General features: G+C 61.3%; 14 protein-coding genes and 1 riboswitch. Of the genes, 7 read left to right on the top strand and 7 right to left on the bottom strand.

What is annotated here, in order from left to right:
- The first annotated feature begins 2 nt into the window (after positions 1 to 2).
- Complete coding sequence (locus tag PG900_RS19640; protein WP_270832084.1) at positions 3 to 3,590, top strand: ATP-binding protein; 3,588 nt, start codon at positions 3 to 5, stop codon at positions 3,588 to 3,590.
- A gap of 35 nt (positions 3,591 to 3,625) precedes the next feature.
- Here PG900_RS19640 and PG900_RS19635 read toward each other — a convergent pair whose 3' ends face one another.
- Positions 3,626 to 4,066: a hypothetical protein gene (locus PG900_RS19635; protein ID WP_166464658.1), complete on the bottom strand. Its 441-nt coding sequence runs from the start codon at positions 4,064 to 4,066 to the stop codon at positions 3,626 to 3,628.
- A gap of 172 nt (positions 4,067 to 4,238) precedes the next feature.
- Here PG900_RS19635 and PG900_RS19630 point away from each other — a divergent pair, with 172 nt between their 5' ends.
- From PG900_RS19630 to PG900_RS19620, 3 genes are all read left to right on the top strand, one after another.
- Positions 4,239 to 5,912 (top strand): sensor histidine kinase, encoded by a 1,674-nt coding sequence (locus PG900_RS19630; protein ID WP_162275801.1) that lies wholly within the window; start codon positions 4,239 to 4,241, stop codon positions 5,910 to 5,912.
- A 129-nt stretch (positions 5,913 to 6,041) separates the two neighbouring features.
- Entirely contained in the window at positions 6,042 to 6,773 is a 732-nt protein-coding gene (locus PG900_RS19625; protein ID WP_042064388.1) for a LytR/AlgR family response regulator transcription factor, read from the top strand.
- Positions 6,774 to 6,882: 109 nt separating this feature from the next.
- Positions 6,883 to 8,073, top strand: a complete 1,191-nt coding sequence (locus PG900_RS19620; protein ID WP_016348936.1) for an L-lactate MFS transporter — start codon at positions 6,883 to 6,885, stop codon at positions 8,071 to 8,073.
- Positions 8,074 to 8,147: 74 nt separating this feature from the next.
- On the opposite strand, the gene PG900_RS19615 is transcribed toward PG900_RS19620, so the two are convergent.
- The 4 genes from PG900_RS19615 to PG900_RS19600 all read right to left on the bottom strand — a co-directional run bounded on the left by PG900_RS19615 (position 8,148) and on the right by PG900_RS19600 (position 11,074).
- Positions 8,148 to 9,272, bottom strand: a complete 1,125-nt coding sequence (locus PG900_RS19615) for a 5-(carboxyamino)imidazole ribonucleotide synthase (RefSeq protein WP_270801812.1) — start codon at positions 9,270 to 9,272, stop codon at positions 8,148 to 8,150.
- Positions 9,269 to 9,778 (bottom strand): 5-(carboxyamino)imidazole ribonucleotide mutase, encoded by a 510-nt coding sequence (gene purE, locus PG900_RS19610; RefSeq protein ID WP_011704108.1) that lies wholly within the window; start codon positions 9,776 to 9,778, stop codon positions 9,269 to 9,271. The genes PG900_RS19615 and purE overlap by 4 nt, the downstream gene beginning before the upstream one ends.
- A 62-nt stretch (positions 9,779 to 9,840) precedes the next feature.
- Positions 9,841 to 10,143 (bottom strand): P-II family nitrogen regulator, encoded by a 303-nt coding sequence (locus PG900_RS19605; RefSeq protein WP_005306985.1) that lies wholly within the window; start codon positions 10,141 to 10,143, stop codon positions 9,841 to 9,843.
- Positions 10,144 to 10,147: 4 nt separating this feature from the next.
- Complete coding sequence (locus PG900_RS19600) at positions 10,148 to 11,074, bottom strand: sodium-dependent bicarbonate transport family permease (protein ID WP_270801814.1); 927 nt, start codon at positions 11,072 to 11,074, stop codon at positions 10,148 to 10,150.
- Between the two features lie 111 nt (positions 11,075 to 11,185).
- Here PG900_RS19600 and PG900_RS19595 point away from each other — a divergent pair, with 111 nt between their 5' ends.
- The 3 genes from PG900_RS19595 (at position 11,186) to murI (ending at position 15,100) form a co-directional block, all read left to right on the top strand.
- Positions 11,186 to 12,088 (top strand): LysR family transcriptional regulator, encoded by a 903-nt coding sequence (locus PG900_RS19595; RefSeq protein ID WP_017410538.1) that lies wholly within the window; start codon positions 11,186 to 11,188, stop codon positions 12,086 to 12,088.
- 35 nt (positions 12,089 to 12,123) lie between these two features.
- Positions 12,124 to 12,300: riboswitch (cobalamin riboswitch) on the top strand.
- 52 nt (positions 12,301 to 12,352) lie between these two features.
- On the top strand, positions 12,353 to 14,188 hold the full coding sequence (locus PG900_RS19590) for a TonB-dependent receptor domain-containing protein (protein ID WP_024945455.1): 1,836 nt from the start codon (positions 12,353 to 12,355) through the stop codon (positions 14,186 to 14,188).
- Positions 14,189 to 14,305: 117 nt separating this feature from the next.
- Positions 14,306 to 15,100 (top strand): glutamate racemase, encoded by a 795-nt coding sequence (gene murI, locus PG900_RS19585; RefSeq protein ID WP_029302539.1) that lies wholly within the window; start codon positions 14,306 to 14,308, stop codon positions 15,098 to 15,100.
- Between the two features lie 18 nt (positions 15,101 to 15,118).
- Here murI and PG900_RS19580 read toward each other — a convergent pair whose 3' ends face one another.
- Positions 15,119 to 15,610, bottom strand: coding sequence for an RNA recognition motif domain-containing protein (locus PG900_RS19580; RefSeq protein ID WP_011704113.1), 492 nt, complete (start codon positions 15,608 to 15,610; stop codon positions 15,119 to 15,121).
- Between the two features lie 224 nt (positions 15,611 to 15,834).
- The coding region (locus tag PG900_RS19575; protein ID WP_270832083.1) for a hypothetical protein at positions 15,835 to 16,072 on the bottom strand (238 nt) is incomplete at its 5' end.

Here is a 16,072-nt window from a genome sequence, read left to right as displayed (position 1 = left end):
CCATGAGGCATTGGTTTGCAGCTCTGCTGGTCTGTTGCTGCGCTTCATGGGTTTCGGCTCATGAGCTGGCGGCGCCCTATCTGCATGTCTATGCACGCAATGACAGCGAGTACCTCGAGAAGCAGACCCTGCCGCTGCATGCGGAAGATTGGCTGTGGTTGAGAAATCGTGGCCGGTTGGTGCTCGGGGTACCCATGCCCGACAATCCTCCGATGGACATCACCCTGCGTGCCAATGCTTACGAAGGCGTCACCGCCGACATTGTCGGCATGCTGAGTCATCTGTTGCGTGTCGAGATCGTCGTAAAGAATCTGCCGTCTCGCGCCGCGGCCATTGCTGCGCTCAAGCGGGGAGAGGTCGATCTGCTGAGCACCTCCAATGCCTATGAAGAAGAGCAGCAATTATTGTTGACCGACAAATATATGCCGGATGATCCGGCCATATATAAGAATATACACGTAAAGGAGCGTGATATAAGAACGGTGGCTGTCCCGGAGTATTATCTGCCGGCGCTGGATGTGATGCGCTATCTGCCCAAGGTTCAGATAAAAATGTATTCCTCTCGTTATAGCGCACTTTCTGCGGTTGCATATGGCCAGGTCGATGCCGTCATGCTGGACATGATTTCCGGGAACTTCATCGTCAATAAATTTTATCAAGACAGCATTCAATTACTGAAACCTCTTTATATAGATACTCATGGTTTTTCTTTTTCGCTGGAAAGGAAAAATCAGCGGCTGAAAAAAATCATCAATATTGCGCTGGATGAAATTCTGGAAGGCAAGCGGGAGGAAATTGCCAAACGCTGGAATGGCGGCGGCCTCTCTATCGGGGCCAGCAAGATCGAGCTGACCAGCGAGCAGTGGGCCTGGCTGGGTCAGCAGAAAAAAATCCGGATGGCCGTCAACAGCGGGGTGCCGCCGCTGAGTTTTCTCGACATCAATGACACCTTGCACGGGGTGGTGGCCGATTTGCTGCAGGTGTTGCGAGCGAAGCTGGGGGTGGAAATAGAGGTGGTGCCGGTCAAGACGCCAGGACAGATGTTGCAGTTGCTGGATGGTGGGCAGGTGGATATCGCCGTGTTGAGCCCATCGGAAGAGCGCCGCAGTCGTTACCTGTTCAGCCGTGCCTTTGTGCTCGACCCGCTGGCCTATGTGGTGGGGGTCCGCCATGAGGCGACGGCACCGGAGACGCTGCTCAAGACCGGCACGGTCGCCATTATCAAGGACTTCATCTCCGAACAGGCGATAGAGGAGGAGTATGGCAAGCTGACCAGCAGAAAGTTCGAACGGATCGAAGATGCGCTGCGCTGCGTGGCGAGCGAGACCTGCGACGTGACCGTGTTGCCGTTGCGGGTCGCCAAGTACTACATCAACAGCAAGTTTCCGGACAGTCTGCTCATCACGGGCGAGTTGTTTGACTCCATCCCGATCGGGGCGGCGTTTGCCGTTTCGCCCAAGCAGCATATGTTGCGTGACATTCTAGATCGGGTGATTGCCATCATTCCGCCAGATGAGCTGGAGGGACTCTCCAATCGCTGGCGCGTCAGTACCCAGCAGGAGGCCATCACCTGGCAGGAGCTGGTGCGGGAATTTGGCGGCATCATTGCCTTGATCATGCTGCTGACCATCTGGATCGGCCTATGGGGCCTCTCTTTGCACAAACAGGTGCGCCAGCGCCGGGCAGCCGAGATGGCTTTGAGTGCCCAGCTCAAGTTCATCGAAGATCTGGTGGATGGCACACCTCATCCAATCTACGCCAGAGATCGAGAGGATCGGCTGGTGCTCTGCAACAGCACTTATGCCAGCTTCTTTGGCGAGGAGAAGAGCCGTCTGCTGGGCTCCACCATGGCGGACGATGTGCAGCGCTGGCCTTTTCTGGCTCCCCTGTTTGAGGATTTGAGCACCGCGCGTGCGGTGCGCTGTGCCAGGCAGGGGGATCATCGCCTCTCCATGGCGACAGGGCCCGTGGTCGTTTATCACTGGGTACAGCCCTACTATGACCTGGAGGGAAATGTTCAGGGCGGGATCGGTGGCTGGATCGACGTGAGCGAACGGCTGCGTCTGCTCGAAGAGCTGGCCCTGGCCAGTCAGGATGCCCAGGAAGCCAATCGTGCCAAGTCGACCTTTCTGGCCACCATGAGCCACGAGATCCGCACGCCCATGAATGCCATCATTGGTTTGCTGGAACTGACCCTGCGCCGCGATCGACTGCATGAAGAGGACAAGACCTCACTCTCCATCGCCCATGGTTCGGCCAGGGATCTGCTGAGCCTGATTGGCGATATTCTGGATATATCCAAGATCGAGTCCGGCCGGCTTGAACTGAGGCCGGAGCCCCATGAAATCACGGCGCTGACGGCCTCGGTGGTCACCGTATTCACTGCGCTGGCCAGACAAAAGAGCCTGCAACTGGAACTCGCCGTCGGCGAGCCCCGCTGGGTACAGATAGATGGCATCTGCTACAAGCAGATCCTCTCCAATCTCATCAGCAATGCCATCAAGTACACCGAGCAGGGATCGGTGCGGGTCGAGTTGCAATCAAAAACCAGCGACGGCTGGTGTACCTTGCAACTGGTGATCCGGGATACGGGCATAGGGATTGCGCCTGCGGAGCAAGCCAGGCTGTTTCAGCCTTTTGGTCAGGCCAGGCAGCCCGAGCACATCCAGCGCTCCGGGACCGGTCTCGGACTGATGATCTCCCGCTCGCTGTGCGAGTCGATGGGAGGCTCGCTGCTGCTGGAGAGCGAGCCTGGCCACGGCACATGCATCAGCATCGAGATGAAAGTGCCGCTGGCGAGCACCGTCGAATCAGTTACGCCCGTGGCATTGGGCACGATGACAGGGCATCACCGGCGACTGCGGGTCATGATAGTGGACGATCACCCCACCAACCGGCTGCTGGTCAGCCAGCAACTGGCATACCTCGGGCATGATGCCACGGCTGCCGAGTCGGGGCGGGAGGCGCTGGCACTGTTTGCCAACACACCCTTTGACGTGGTGATCACCGACTTCAACATGCCTGGCATGAGCGGCTTTGAACTGACCCGCCAGTATCGTGCTCTGGAGCTGAGCCGGGGTACGCATCGTTGCCTCATCCTGGGGTTGACGGCGGATGCCCGCCAGGAGCAGGTGAGCGAGGGGCTGACTGCCGGCATGGACGACTGCCTGTTCAAGCCGGTAGGGCTGGAAGAGCTGGAGCGCTGCCTGTGTCGCCACATGCAGCATGAGGAACAGCGGGAAATCGAGCGCTGCGTGCAGGAGATCAAGCAGTGTCTCGGACCATTGACCGGCAATCAGCCTGCGTTGATGCTGCCCTTGTTGCATGAGTTTGTGCGGGCCAGCGACGATGATCTGCTGGGCCTGCAGCAAGCCGCAGAGGGTGGTGAACTGGCCCGTTTTCTCGACTATGTGCACCGTCTGAAGGGCGGGGCCAGGATCATGGGAGCGATGAAACTGGTTGCCGTGTGCAGCGAGACAGAATCTGCCGGGCTTGGGCCGCAGGGATTGCCGAGGGCATTGCAGCCGTTGCAGCATGCCTACGGGATCGTCAGACAGGCCATCATGCAAATGCAGGCCGAACCGGAATGAAAATGAAGGCATGACGGGCATGCCTTCGTGGATGGTCAACCGTGCCAGTAAACCAGCAGTTCATAGGCTGCTTCACCGGTCTGGTCCGGTTTGGCAGCCGGAGCCAGATAGCTGAGGAAGTAGCGGGTGGCCTGGGTCAGAGGCAGGGCATGGTGTTGTGGCAGTGGCTGGCCGTTGAGCGCCAGCTTGAAGTCGGTGCCGGCCTGTTCGGACAAACTGGCATACAGGGTGCGAGCCTGCAATTGGTAGGTGGTGTTGAAGTCCGGATTGCTGAGGTTGATGGCCTCGGTCTGGACCGGGCTGGATGTGGAAACGGAATTGACCGGTTGCTGACCCGGGTGGGTGAGCGAAATTTCCATCCCGGTACTCTTGCTGGCGGTGGCAGGCCAGGTGAGCTGATTGGTTTGTGTGTCGGCCTGAGCCGCCATCGCGCAGCAACCAGCCAGTAGTGCCACCAGAACTCCTTTCTGAGACATATGATTATCTCCTGGATATCGAGGTTACCCCGCTGCCGGGGGTCACTCATCTATCGACCCGCCCGCGGCGAAGCTTAATCTGTACCCCACTATTCGGAATGAGCTGACACGGGATACGGGATATGATCCCGCGCCTTGTCCTCCCTTTAGTCATAGATATGGAATCCCTGCTTTGCTCGAAAATCAGATGATGTTGTTGGCGGTGTTCGAACGGGCGGCGCTGATGCTGATGACCCTGTTCTTCCTGACCCGTACCCGGCCGTTCCAGCGGCTGTTCCAGAAGCGGGACCACACCCCGGCCGAGCTGGTGCTGGTGGCGGCCATCTTCTGCCTGTTTGCGGTGTTCAGCACCTACACTGGCATTCCGGTGGAGGGGGCCCTCATCAACGTGCGGATCATCGCCATCATCTCCGGCGGCATCCTGTTTGGCCCCTGGGTCGGCATTCCGGCCGGGGTCATCTCCGGTCTGCACCGCTATCTCATCGACATGGATGGCCACACCTCGATCCCGTGCCTCATCGCCAGCATCATCGCCGGCCTGCTCGCCACCTGGCTACACCTGCGCTGTCGCAAGTCGCGGCTCTGGCTCTACGGCATTCTGGCGGGGATGTTGTGTGAAGGGCTCACCATGCTGCTCATCTGGCTGCTGACCGAGCCCCATGCGGTAGGCGTCGAGATCGTCAGCCATATTGCCTACCCGATGATCGCCGGGGCGCTCTGCATCGGCCTCATCATCAAGCTGGTGCAGGATCTGGATGACGAGAAGGAGCTGATTGCCGCCAAGCAGGCCAAGCTGGCTCTGGATATCGCCAACAAGACGCTGCCCTTCTTCCAGAACATCGATCGCCACTCCCTGAGCCAGGTCTGCGCCATCATTCGCAGCGAAATCAGCGCCGATGCGGTGGCCATCACCGATACCCGCGACGTGCTGGCCTATGTGGGGGTGGGCAAGGATTACTACGAGCTGGACGAGCACCATGCCATCAGCGACATGACCCAGCGGGCGGTGCTGCTGGACCAGATCATCATCAACAACGATCTGCGCCAGTATCACCTCTCCGATTTCCACTCGGTCATCATTATTCCGCTGCGGGAAAACGGCTCGGTGAGTGGCACCCTCAAGATCTACTACCGTCGCACCCACAGTATCACCAGCTCCCTCAAGGAGATGGCGGTGGGCCTCTCCCAGCTCATCTCCACCCAGATGGAGGTGTCGCGCATCGAGCAGCTCAAGGAGATGACCCGCAAGGCGGAGTTCACCGCGCTGCAGAGCAAGATCAACCCGCACTTCCTGTTCAACGCCCTCAATGCCATCTCGTCGCTGATCCGCATTCGGCCCCAGCAGGCGCGCCAGCTGATCGCCAATCTGGCGGACTACCTGCGCTACAACCTCAACAAGGGGGATACCCTCATCGACATCCAGGAGGAGCTGCAGCAGGTGCGCGACTACGTGGCCATCGAGCAGGCCCGCTTCGGTGACAAGCTGGAGGTGGTATTCGAGGTGGATGACGTGCACATCCAGGTGCCGAGCCTGCTGTTGCAGCCGTTGGTGGAAAACGCCATCCTGCACGGCATCCAGCCCCGCAGCGCGCCGGGTCGGGTCACCATCGAGGTGAAACAGCTGGCAGGCGGCATCCGGGTGGCGGTGCGCGACACGGGTTACGGCATCAGCCAGGAGGTGATCGACGGGGTCGCCGCCGGTCGGGTGGAGAGCCGCAGCATCGGCCTGATGAACGTGCATCAGCGGGTCAAGTTGCTCTATGGCGATGGCCTGCACCTCAAACGGCTGGAGCCGGGTACCGAAGTGAGTTTCTATCTGCCGGATCAGGAGTCGATGCCATGCTGAGTGCCATCATGATTGAAGATAAGTGTGTGCTGCGAGAGGCGTTGTCATGCTGAAAGCCATCATTGTCGAGGATGAGTATTTGATGCGGGAGGCGCTGGCCTCTCCTGCATTCCCTCAGGGGGCAATGCCATGCTGAAAGCCATCATAGTGGAAGATGAATATCTGGCTCGCGAGGAGCTGGCCTACCTGGTGGGGCAGCACAGCACCATCGAGATAGTGGCGAGCTTCGAGGACGGGCTGGAGGCGTTCAAATACCTGCAGGATCACGAGGTGGATGTGGTCTTCCTCGACATCCAGATCCCCTCCATCGACGGTCTGCTGCTGGCCAAGAACCTGCACAAGTCGAGCCACCCGCCCCACATCGTCTTCGTCACCGCCTACAAGGAGTTTGCGGTGGAGGCGTTCGAGCTGGAGGCGTTCGACTACATCCTCAAACCCTACAACGAACCGCGTCTCATCAGCCTGCTGCAAAAGCTGGAGCTGGCGGGCAAGTCGCAGGCGGGGCAGGGGAGCGAGCCGGGCACGCCGCACAATCGCACCGTCAATCTGGTGAAGGGGGAGCGCATCATCGTCACCCCCTGCGAGCAGATCTACTACGCGGAAGCCGACGAGAAGCTCACCTATGTCTACACCCGCGATGATCGCTACGTGATGACCATGACCCTCAGCGAGTTCGTAAGCCGGCTGCCCGCCGAGGGGTTCTTCCGCTGTCACCGCTCCTACTGCGTCAACATCAACAAGATCCGCGAGATAGTGCCCTGGTTCAACAGCACCTATCTCATCCGGCTCCATGACCTGCCGTTCGAGGTGCCGGTCAGCCGCAGCAACATCAAGGCGTTCCGTCAGCTGATGCGGCTCTGATTGTCATTCATTCCCGCCGATCTGCATTTCATGCCTTAATCGGTCGGCGGGAGTGGCGTCTTGCCTATAGTGGCCCCAGTTTCCTTAAGGCCATTGACCGAGACGCATCATGACCAAAGAGATGAATCGCACCCGCTACCTCACCCTGTTGGGGACCATCATCACCCAGTTCGCGCTGGGATCCGTTTACACCTGGAGCCTGTTCAACGCCCAGCTCTCCGACAAGCTGGACGAGCCGGTCAGCCAGGTCGCCTTCGCCTTCGGCCTGCTCAGCCTCTCCCTGGCGGTGGCCTCCTCCCTGGCGGGCAAGCTGCAGGAGCGGTTCGGGGTGCGCAACGTCACGCTGGGGGCTGGCGTGCTGCTCGGCATCGGCTTCTTCCTCACCGCCCACGCCAGCAACCTGGCGATGCTCTACCTCTGTGCCGGCATCCTGGTCGGTTTTGCCGACGGTACCGGCTACCTGATGACCCTCTCCAACTGCGTGAAGTGGTTCCCGGAGCGCAAGGGGCTGATCTCCGCCTGCTCCATCGGTGCCTACGGCCTCGGCAGCCTGGGCTTCAAGTACATCAACCTGCTGCTGCTCTCCAGCAACGGCCTTGAGACCACCTTCCAGCTGTGGGGACTGATCGCCATGTCCATGGTGCTGGTGGGCGGCATGCTGATGAAGGATGCGCCCAAGCAGGCGGCCGCCGTGCAGCAGAGCGAGAGCCGCGACTTCACCCTGGCCGAGGCGATGCGCAAGCCGCAGTACTGGATGCTGGCGCTGATGTTCCTCACTGCCTGCATGAGCGGTCTCTACGTCATCGGCGTGGCCAAGGACATCGGCGAGAACATGGTGGGCCTGCCGGCCGTGGTTGCCGCCAACGCCGTCGCCATCATCGCCATGGCCAACCTGGGTGGCCGGCTGGTGCTGGGCATTCTCTCCGACAAGATGTCCCGCATCCGGGTCATCACCATCGCCCAGCTGATCACCCTGGCCGGGATGGCGCTGCTGCTGTTCGTGCCGCTCAACGCCAACCTGTTCTTCGTGGCGGTGGCCTGCGTGGCGTTCAGCTTCGGCGGCACCATCACCGTCTACCCCTCGCTGGTGAGCGACTTCTTCGGTCTCAACAACCTGACCAAGAACTACGGCGTCATCTATCTGGGCTTTGGTCTGGGCAGCATCATCGGCTCCATCGTGGCCTCCCTGTTCGGCGGCTTCATGGCGACCTTCAACCTGATCCTGGTGTTGCTGGTGGTGGCGCTGGTGCTCTCCCTCACCATCCGCCTGCCGGCGCCGGTATCGGTGGAGCGGGCCTGATCACCCGCCTGTCGCAGCAAGCAATGAAAAGACCCGGGCCAGGCCCGGGTCTTTTTTTGTGCGCGGCTAAGCGCTCAGCGTGGCGGTAGCCCCAACAGCTGGCGCACCCGGTGGCAGGTCTCTTCCACCGTCGGCCAGTCGGCGGCGGTGATGGTGACATGGCCCATCTTGCGGCCGGGGCGGGGTTCCCCCTTGCCGTACAGGTGCAGATGCACGCCGGGCAGTGCCAGCAGGGCGGCCCAGTCTGGCGTGCCGGCCTGCCAGAGATCCCCCAGCAGGTTGAGCAGCATGGCGGGGCGCACGGCGATCCGCGCCGGCAGCGGCAGATCGCACAGGGCGCGCACCTGCAGCTCGAACTGGCTGCACTCGGCGTTGTCGAGGCTGGGGTGGCCCGAGTTGTGGGGGCGTGGCGCCAGCTCGTTGACCAGCAGTTTCCCTGCCACCAGGAAGAACTCCACCGTCAGCACGCCGACGTAGTCGAGGGCGGCGATCAGCTGTTCGGCGATATGTCTGGCGTCGGCTTCCAACGCCGGTACGTTGGCCGGGGAGCGGGTCTGGTCCAGAATGCCGCCGCTGTGCCAGTTCTGCACCAGCGGCAGGGCACCGATGGCACCGCTCGGGCTGCGGGCCAGGGTCAGGGAAAACTCACCCTCCAGCGCCAGCCGCTGTTCCAGCACGCAGGGTACGCCGCTGGCGGCCAGTGCTGCCGGCAGCTGGTCGGCGGCCTGAATGGTCCACTGGCCTTTGCCGTCGTACCCCTCGCGGGCGGTCTTGAGGATGGCGGGGAAGAGGGAGGCGGGCAGCGCCGGCAGCGGCTCGCCCGGCTGCAGGGTCTGGTTGGGGGCGACCGGGATGCCGGCTCTGCTCAAGAAGGCCTTCTCTTCGCGGCGATCCTGACAGATGCGCACGGCGCCGGCGGCCGGGCGTACCGGCTGGTACTGCTCCAGCAGCGCCAGGGCGGTAGCTGGCACGTTCTCAAACTCGCAGGTGACGGCGGCGCAGCGGCTGGCCAGATCGTGCAGGGCGGTCGGGTCGTCATAGGCGGCAACAATATGGTGATCGGCAGCCGCGCCGGCGATGCTGGCGGGATCGGGGTCCAGCACCACCACCTTGTAGCCGAGGCGATGGGCGGCCATCACGAAGTAGCGGCCGAGCTGGCCGCCTCCCAGCATGCCGAGGGTGGCGGGTGGCAGTATCATGCCGGGTCCTCCAGCGTGAGGGCCAGCACCCGGTCGCGTTCGTTGGCGCGAAAGCCGTCGAGCTGCTGCTGGTAGCGTGGGGCATCGCCGTCTTGCGCGACGGAGAGCAGGGAGACCGCAAACAGGCCGGCGTTGGCGGCGCCCGCCTCGCCGATGGCGAAGGTGGCGACCGGTACCCCCTTGGGCATCTGCACGATGGAGAGCAGGGAGTCCATCCCCTTGAGCTGACGGGTCGGGATGGGCACACCCAGCACCGGAATGGTGGTCTTGGCGGCCACCATGCCTGGCAGATGGGCTGCGCCGCCAGCCCCGGCGATGATGGCGCGCAGGCCACGCTCACGGGCGCTGGCGGCATATTCGAACAGCAGATCCGGGGTGCGGTGGGCCGAGACCACGCGCGCCTCGTAGGGGACGCCATGCTCCTTGAGGATGCGGGCGGCGGCCTGCATCACGGGCCAGTCGGAGTCGGATCCCATTACCAGGCCGATCAGGGGAGGGGTATTCATGGCTATGACTCCTTGCAGTCAAACGTTTGTCTCTGGTTGGCAAAAAGAGCCGGCAAGCCGGCTCAGAATTTTTCGGGTCGCACGATTTCGACCGGTTGCAAAAAGGCGACCATGGCATAGTCGGGGTAGTAGCGACTCTGCAGGTGGGCGAGCAGGCGTTCCGCCTGTTCGCGGCTGCAGATCGCCTCCAGCCGGATGTTGCCGCTCTCGCTCCAGCTGGCGTTGCGCTCACCGTGGTCACCGCGGCCTCTGGCATCGGTAATGGTGTAGCCGCGCAGCCCCTCGCGGGTGAGGGTGCGCAGCAGGGTGGGTTCCAGGTTCGCTTCCGTGATGACGGTGAGCAGGGTGCGGATCTCGGTCTGCATGTGGCTACTCCGTGAAGTGGCGGGCCCAGCTGTGGTAGAGCGGGATCCCCAGCATGATGTTGAACGGGAAGGTGACCCCCAGTACGGCGCTGAGCGACAGGCCCGGATTGGCCTGAGGCACGGCGATGCGCATGGTGGCTGGCACGGCGATATAGGAGGCGCTGGCTGCCAGGGTGGCCAGCAGGGTCAGGCCACCGAGGGAAAGCGCCATCAGCTGGCCGATCACCAGGCCGAGGCCAGCCGAGGCGAGCGGCATCAGCAGGGCGAAGCCGAGCAGGAACAGGCCGTGGCGGCGCAGGTCCTGGCATTGGCGGGCGACGATGAGGCCCATCTCGAGCAGGAACAGCGCCAGCGCCCCTTTGAACAGGTCGACGAACAGGGGTTTGAGCGGAGCGATCCCGTCGGGACCGGCCAGGTAGCCGATGGCCATGCCGCCCAGCAGCAGGGTGACCCCCTTGCCGAGGAAGGTTTCATGGGCCAGCCGGCGCCAGCGGGTCTGCCGGCTCACTCCCTGGGCCAGCACGATGCCGACCAGGATGGCGGGGATCTCCATCACCGCCAGGAAGATGGAGAGCTGGGATTCGAAGCTGATGCCGCGCTCGGTGAGCCAGTTCACCCCGACCGCAAAGGTCGCCACGCTGACCGAGCCGTAGTGGGCGGCGGTGGCGGCGGCATCGACCCGGTTCATCTTGAGGCGCAGCACGGCAAACCCGGCCAGGGTCTGCAGCATGCCGAGCAGGATCACCAGTGCCAGTTGCGGTAATAACGGTTGCAGTGATTGCTGCGCTAGGCCGACGCCGCCTTTGAGGCCGATGGCCAGCAACAGAAAGAGGGAGAGAGTATCGTAGAGCGCGGGCGGCAGCTTGAGCTCGGAGCGCACCAGACCGGCCAGCAGGCCAAACAGGAAAAAGAGTACAACAACATCCAGCATGGGAGTTCGCAGGAAGCAATTCACAGGGTGGTTGCATGCTAGAGTGCAAGATGTTTCGATAAAATCAGATTTTGATTGATGATTGTTCGGTAGAAACTGATAAGGGACCCGATGCTCAACTATAAACAGCTCTATTACTTCTGGCACGTGGCGCGCAGCGGTAGTGTGACGCGGGCCGCCGAGCAGTTGCACCTCACGCCGCAGACCGTCAGCGGTCAGGTAGCCGAGCTGGAGCTCTCCCTCGGGGTGGCGCTGTTCAACCGGGTAGGGCGGCGGCTTGCCCTGACCGCCGCCGGTCGCCAGGCGCTCGAACAGGCTGGTGCCATCTTCTCGCTCGGCGCCGATCTCGAGCATACCCTGCGCCATGCCAGCCAGGAGCTGACCATGCAGGTGGGGATCGCCGACTCCGTGCCCCGCACCCTGGCGTTCGAGCTGCTGGCGCCCGCCATGGCGCTGGCCACCCCGCTGCGGCTGGTGTGCCATGAAGAGCGGGCGGAACAGCTGTTCAGCGAGCTGGCCAGCCACAAGCTGGACATGGTGCTGATCGATCGCCCGCTCCCCCCCGACAGCGGGGTACGCGGCTACAACCACGAGCTGGGGCGCAGCCCGCTGGCGCTGTTTGCCAGCCCCGAGCTGGCCGCCAGGGCGCGGCAGGGTTTTCCTGCTTCCCTCGAAGGGTTGCCGCTGCTGATCCCGGGGGAGAAGTCGGCGACCCATGACAGCTTGCTGGCCTGGTATCGGCAGCAGGGCATCCATCCCCATCTGGTCGGCCAGTTCGATGACTCCACCCTGATGAAGTCGTTCGGCAAGGCGGGGATGGGGATCTTTCCGGCGCCGCTGGCCATGGCCGACGAGATTGCGCGACTCTACGGTGTCGAACGGATTGCAACCCTGACCGAGGTGACGCTCTCCTACTATCTGGTGTCGGCCGGTCGTCACCTCTCCCATCCCGGGGTACAGGCGGTGATGGAGGGGGCGAAGCAGCGGCTGGCTGCGCTGGGTGGCAAGAAATAGAAATCTGGATGGCTATACATCCACCTCTGCTCTGCCTATAATCCCTGCGCTTTGGCGCATCATGCTTAATAGGGAATCCGGTGAAAATCCGGAGCTGGCGCGCAGCGGTAAGGGGGAACGAAGCGACATCAGGGCACTGCCACAGGTGGGAAGCCGTCGCCGTAGGCCATCAGCCCCCCAGCCCGAAGACCTGCCAAAGTTCGTATTTCGGGCCGAGAGAAACCGGCCACGAAGTAGATGCTTACGCGAACTTAAGGATCTCTCATGTCCAAGAAATTATTGGCGGCTGCCCTGTTGCCAACGGCGGCTTTTGCCCAGACCACCATCCCCGTCAATCCTACCCTGGTCATCACCGCTAATCGGGTGGAGCAACCCATCAGCTCGGTACTGGCTCCCGTTGTGGTGATCGATCGCGCCGAGATCGAGTCCCGCCAGGTGCAGAGCCTGCCAGCGTTGCTGAAGACGCTGCCCGGTGTGCAGATCACCACTCTGGGTGGTCGAGGCCACATGAGCAGCCTGTTCATCCGTGGTACCAACTCCAACCATTCACTGGTGCTGATGAATGGGCGCCCCATCGCGGCCATGGTGGCCGGTACGCCGGATCTCAGCCAGATCCCGCTCGGCAATATCGAGCGCATCGAGTACATCCGTGGCCCACGTGCGGCCGTGTATGGCTCGGACGCCATCGGCGGCGTCATCAACCTCATCACCAAGACATCCGCCAAGAATGGCAGCGAGACCCACCTGAAGGGCGGTGTGGGCAGCAATGGCTACGGCCAGGGCCAGCTGCGTACCGTGCAGGCTCTGGGCCAGCAGACCGACATGAATATGATGATTGGTTACGAGCGCACCGATGGGTTCGACGTGGTGGCCAATGCCCAGCAGCCGGATCGGGATGGCTTTGACAGCTTGAACGGCCAGTTCGGACTGAATCATGCTTTCAACGACGCATGGAGTGCCGACTTCAACGCCCAGGGCTATGACAACCAGACCGAAATGGATGATGCGTATCAGTCGGCCGATCAGAGCCGGGTGCAGGCGTTCCAGTACGATGGCGGTCTCAAGTATCAGAGTGGCGCGCTGAGCAGCCGGCTGGAGGCCAGCTACGGCGAGAACAAGCTGAAGAGCTGGCTGGAGAGCAAAGGGGAGTCCAGTGCGGAGCCCATCCACACCGGGCTGACCCGCTTCTCCTGGATCAATAGCTGGAGTGGTGTCGAGGGGCTCAACCTGACCGGTGGTGCCGACTGGCAGCAGGAGCAGCTGAAATCCGATACACGCAGCTATGGTCAGGCATTCAATGCCCCGGATCGCGACAACACGGGTCTGTTCGTGGTGGGCAGCTACCGCTGGCAGGCCCTGTTGTGGGAGCTCTCTGGTCGTACCGATGACAACAAGCAATATGGCCGCCACAACACCTGGTCCGCTGCCAGTGGGCTGGATCTTGATGACAACCATAATGTGCGTCTGAGTTATGGCACTGCCTTCAAGGCACCGACCTTCCTCGATCTCTACTATCCGGGTTATGAGAACCCCGCGCTGAAACCGGAAGAGAGCAAGAATCTGGAGCTGGGCTTCAACGGTCGCTACACCGGTTGGGATTGGTCGCTGAACCTCTACCGCAACCAGATCCAGAATCTGATTGCCTGCCAAAGCGCGTCCTCAACCTGCCGACCGGACAATACCGACGCCGAGATCCGCGGTGTGGAAGTGGCGCTCGGTCTGGAAACCGGACCACTGCGGCACGACCTGAGCTTTGACTACACCCGGGCCGAAGACAAGAACGATGGGGATCAGCAACTGCTGCGTCGTGCCAAGCAGAAGGCCAGCTGGCTGACTCAGGTACAACTGGGCCCGGTCGATCTCTCCACCGAACTGCTTTATGTCGGCAAGCGGGATGACAAGAACTTCAGCAGCTTCCCGGCGGAGCGGGTTGAGCTGGGTTCCTACACCCTGATCAACCTAGGGGCGAGCTATGGGGTGACGCCTCAGTTCACGCTGGGTGGCCGCATCGACAACCTATTTGATCGTGATTACGCCCCGGCCTATGGCTATGCGTCGGCAGGTACCGAGTTCAAACTGACGGCGGACTACCGTCTCTGAGCGGCAGCGCTGCTTATATAAGAGAAGATAAAAAGCGAGGCCCCGCCATTGGTGGGGCCTTTTCTATTGGCGGTCGGCGGGAGTATGATCGCCGACTTGCAGCAAAGGGGAGCTCAAGTGGCCAATATTCTCGTGTTCGACTCCGGTATGGGTGGGCTGACCATCTACCGCGAGATCCGCCGCGCATTGCCGGCACACAACTATATCTATTGCTTCGACAACGCCAACTTCCCCTATGGTGAGCTGAGCGAAGCCGCCCTCACCGAAGCCTGCACCAGGCTGGTCAGCCACATGGTGGTCGAGCATGATATCGATCTGGTGGTGATTGCCTGCAACACGGCCAGCACCATCGCTCTGCCGTCCCTGCGTGCGGCCATGACTGTACCGGTCGTCGGCGTGGTACCCGCCATCAAGCCCGCGGCCGCGCTTACCCGTAGTGGTTGCATCGGCTTGCTGGCAACCCCGGGTACCGTCAGCCGCGAATATACCCACGAGCTCATCGCCCAGTTTGCGCCGGGCAAGCGGGTGCTGCTCAAGGGGGCGACCGAGCTGGTCGTCGAGGCCGAGCACAAGCTGGCGGGTCTGCCGGTCAATATGGCGCTGTTGCGGGAGGTGCTGGCAGACTGGCTGGAAGGGGAAGAGCATCCGGATACTCTGGTGCTGGGTTGTACCCATTTCCCGTTGCTGGATGAAGAGATACGGCAGCTGATGCCTGCGTGCCAGCTGGTGGATTCCGGCAGCGCGGTCGCCAAGCGGGTGGCTCACCTGCTGGCCGGTTTGGTAACGACACCGACACGGCTGGAAGATGTCGGGGGTAAGGCCTATTGCACCCGGCTGGATGCCCAGACCCAGAAACTGACAGCCCCCTTGCAAGCTTGGGGGCTGTCATCACTCGAAGAGGTCAGGTTCTAACGGATTACCGGCCAGCGGTCAGGCATCCACTTCACTGCCTTCTCGCTCATCTTTGTCCCGCTTGTCATTGGCTTCACGTACTTTAAGGGTACGCTGTTGATACTCCTTGTCATTGAGTGCGGCGATCGCCTTGGCGGCATCGGCAGCGGGCATCTCCACGAAACCGAATCCTCTGCGCTTGCCAGTGGCCTTGTCCTTCATCAGGCGGACCGAGATCACCTGGCCCTGCTCGGCAAACAATTCGCGCACGGCTATCTCATTGGCACGGTATGGCAGATTGCCTACATATAAGGTGCAGGTCTCCTGACTGGAGGCCAGCTCAGCCACACCCGCCGGTGCACGGTTCAGGAACAGCGGTACCACGAAACCGCCGATGGCCAAGCCCACAGCAAAAATCACTTCGGCTTTCAAAGAAAATTGCAGGGCCTGGGCAACCAGATAACCAACCAGCGCCAACACCAGAGCAAGGATGGCCGCCTGCACATAAACGGGAAACTTGGATAAATTCATCTTTAAAGACCTTTTGTAAATGAAAGCAAAAAAGGTGCAACACTCTATTCACCTCCATGGTAACCAGCTTTCCAGCTGGGCGCTACCATGGACCACTTGGGACATATTATCCGTTCCAGTATGGCATCCCTTGAGAGGGGAAGATCCACCTAAATGATGATAAAACCGGTCTGAAATCATCGGTTTGTGGATAACATTGTATATATACACTGAGTAAGCTGTTTCTAATTGGATAATTTGAAGTTTCCGTGACTTTCTTCAAAAAAAGCCTTGTCATCGCGGCGCGGCTCCCTATAATGCGCCCCTACCAGCACGTGCGGAACACGCCAACCTGATGAGCCAGCTTCCCTGCGAAGTGGGCGCCGAAAGAAAAGCGAAAACAATCGCTTGACTTTCGAAGTGAGAAGCGTAATATGCGCCTCCTCAACGCGACAAGCGTGACGCTCTTTAACAATTTGAATC

The sequence above is a fragment of the Aeromonas sp. QDB03 genome (assembly GCF_027707985.1).
Lineage (GTDB): Bacteria > Pseudomonadota > Gammaproteobacteria > Enterobacterales > Aeromonadaceae > Aeromonas > Aeromonas hydrophila.
Note: the sequence above shows the minus strand (reverse complement) of the source record. Positions and strands in the feature narration are given on the sequence as shown.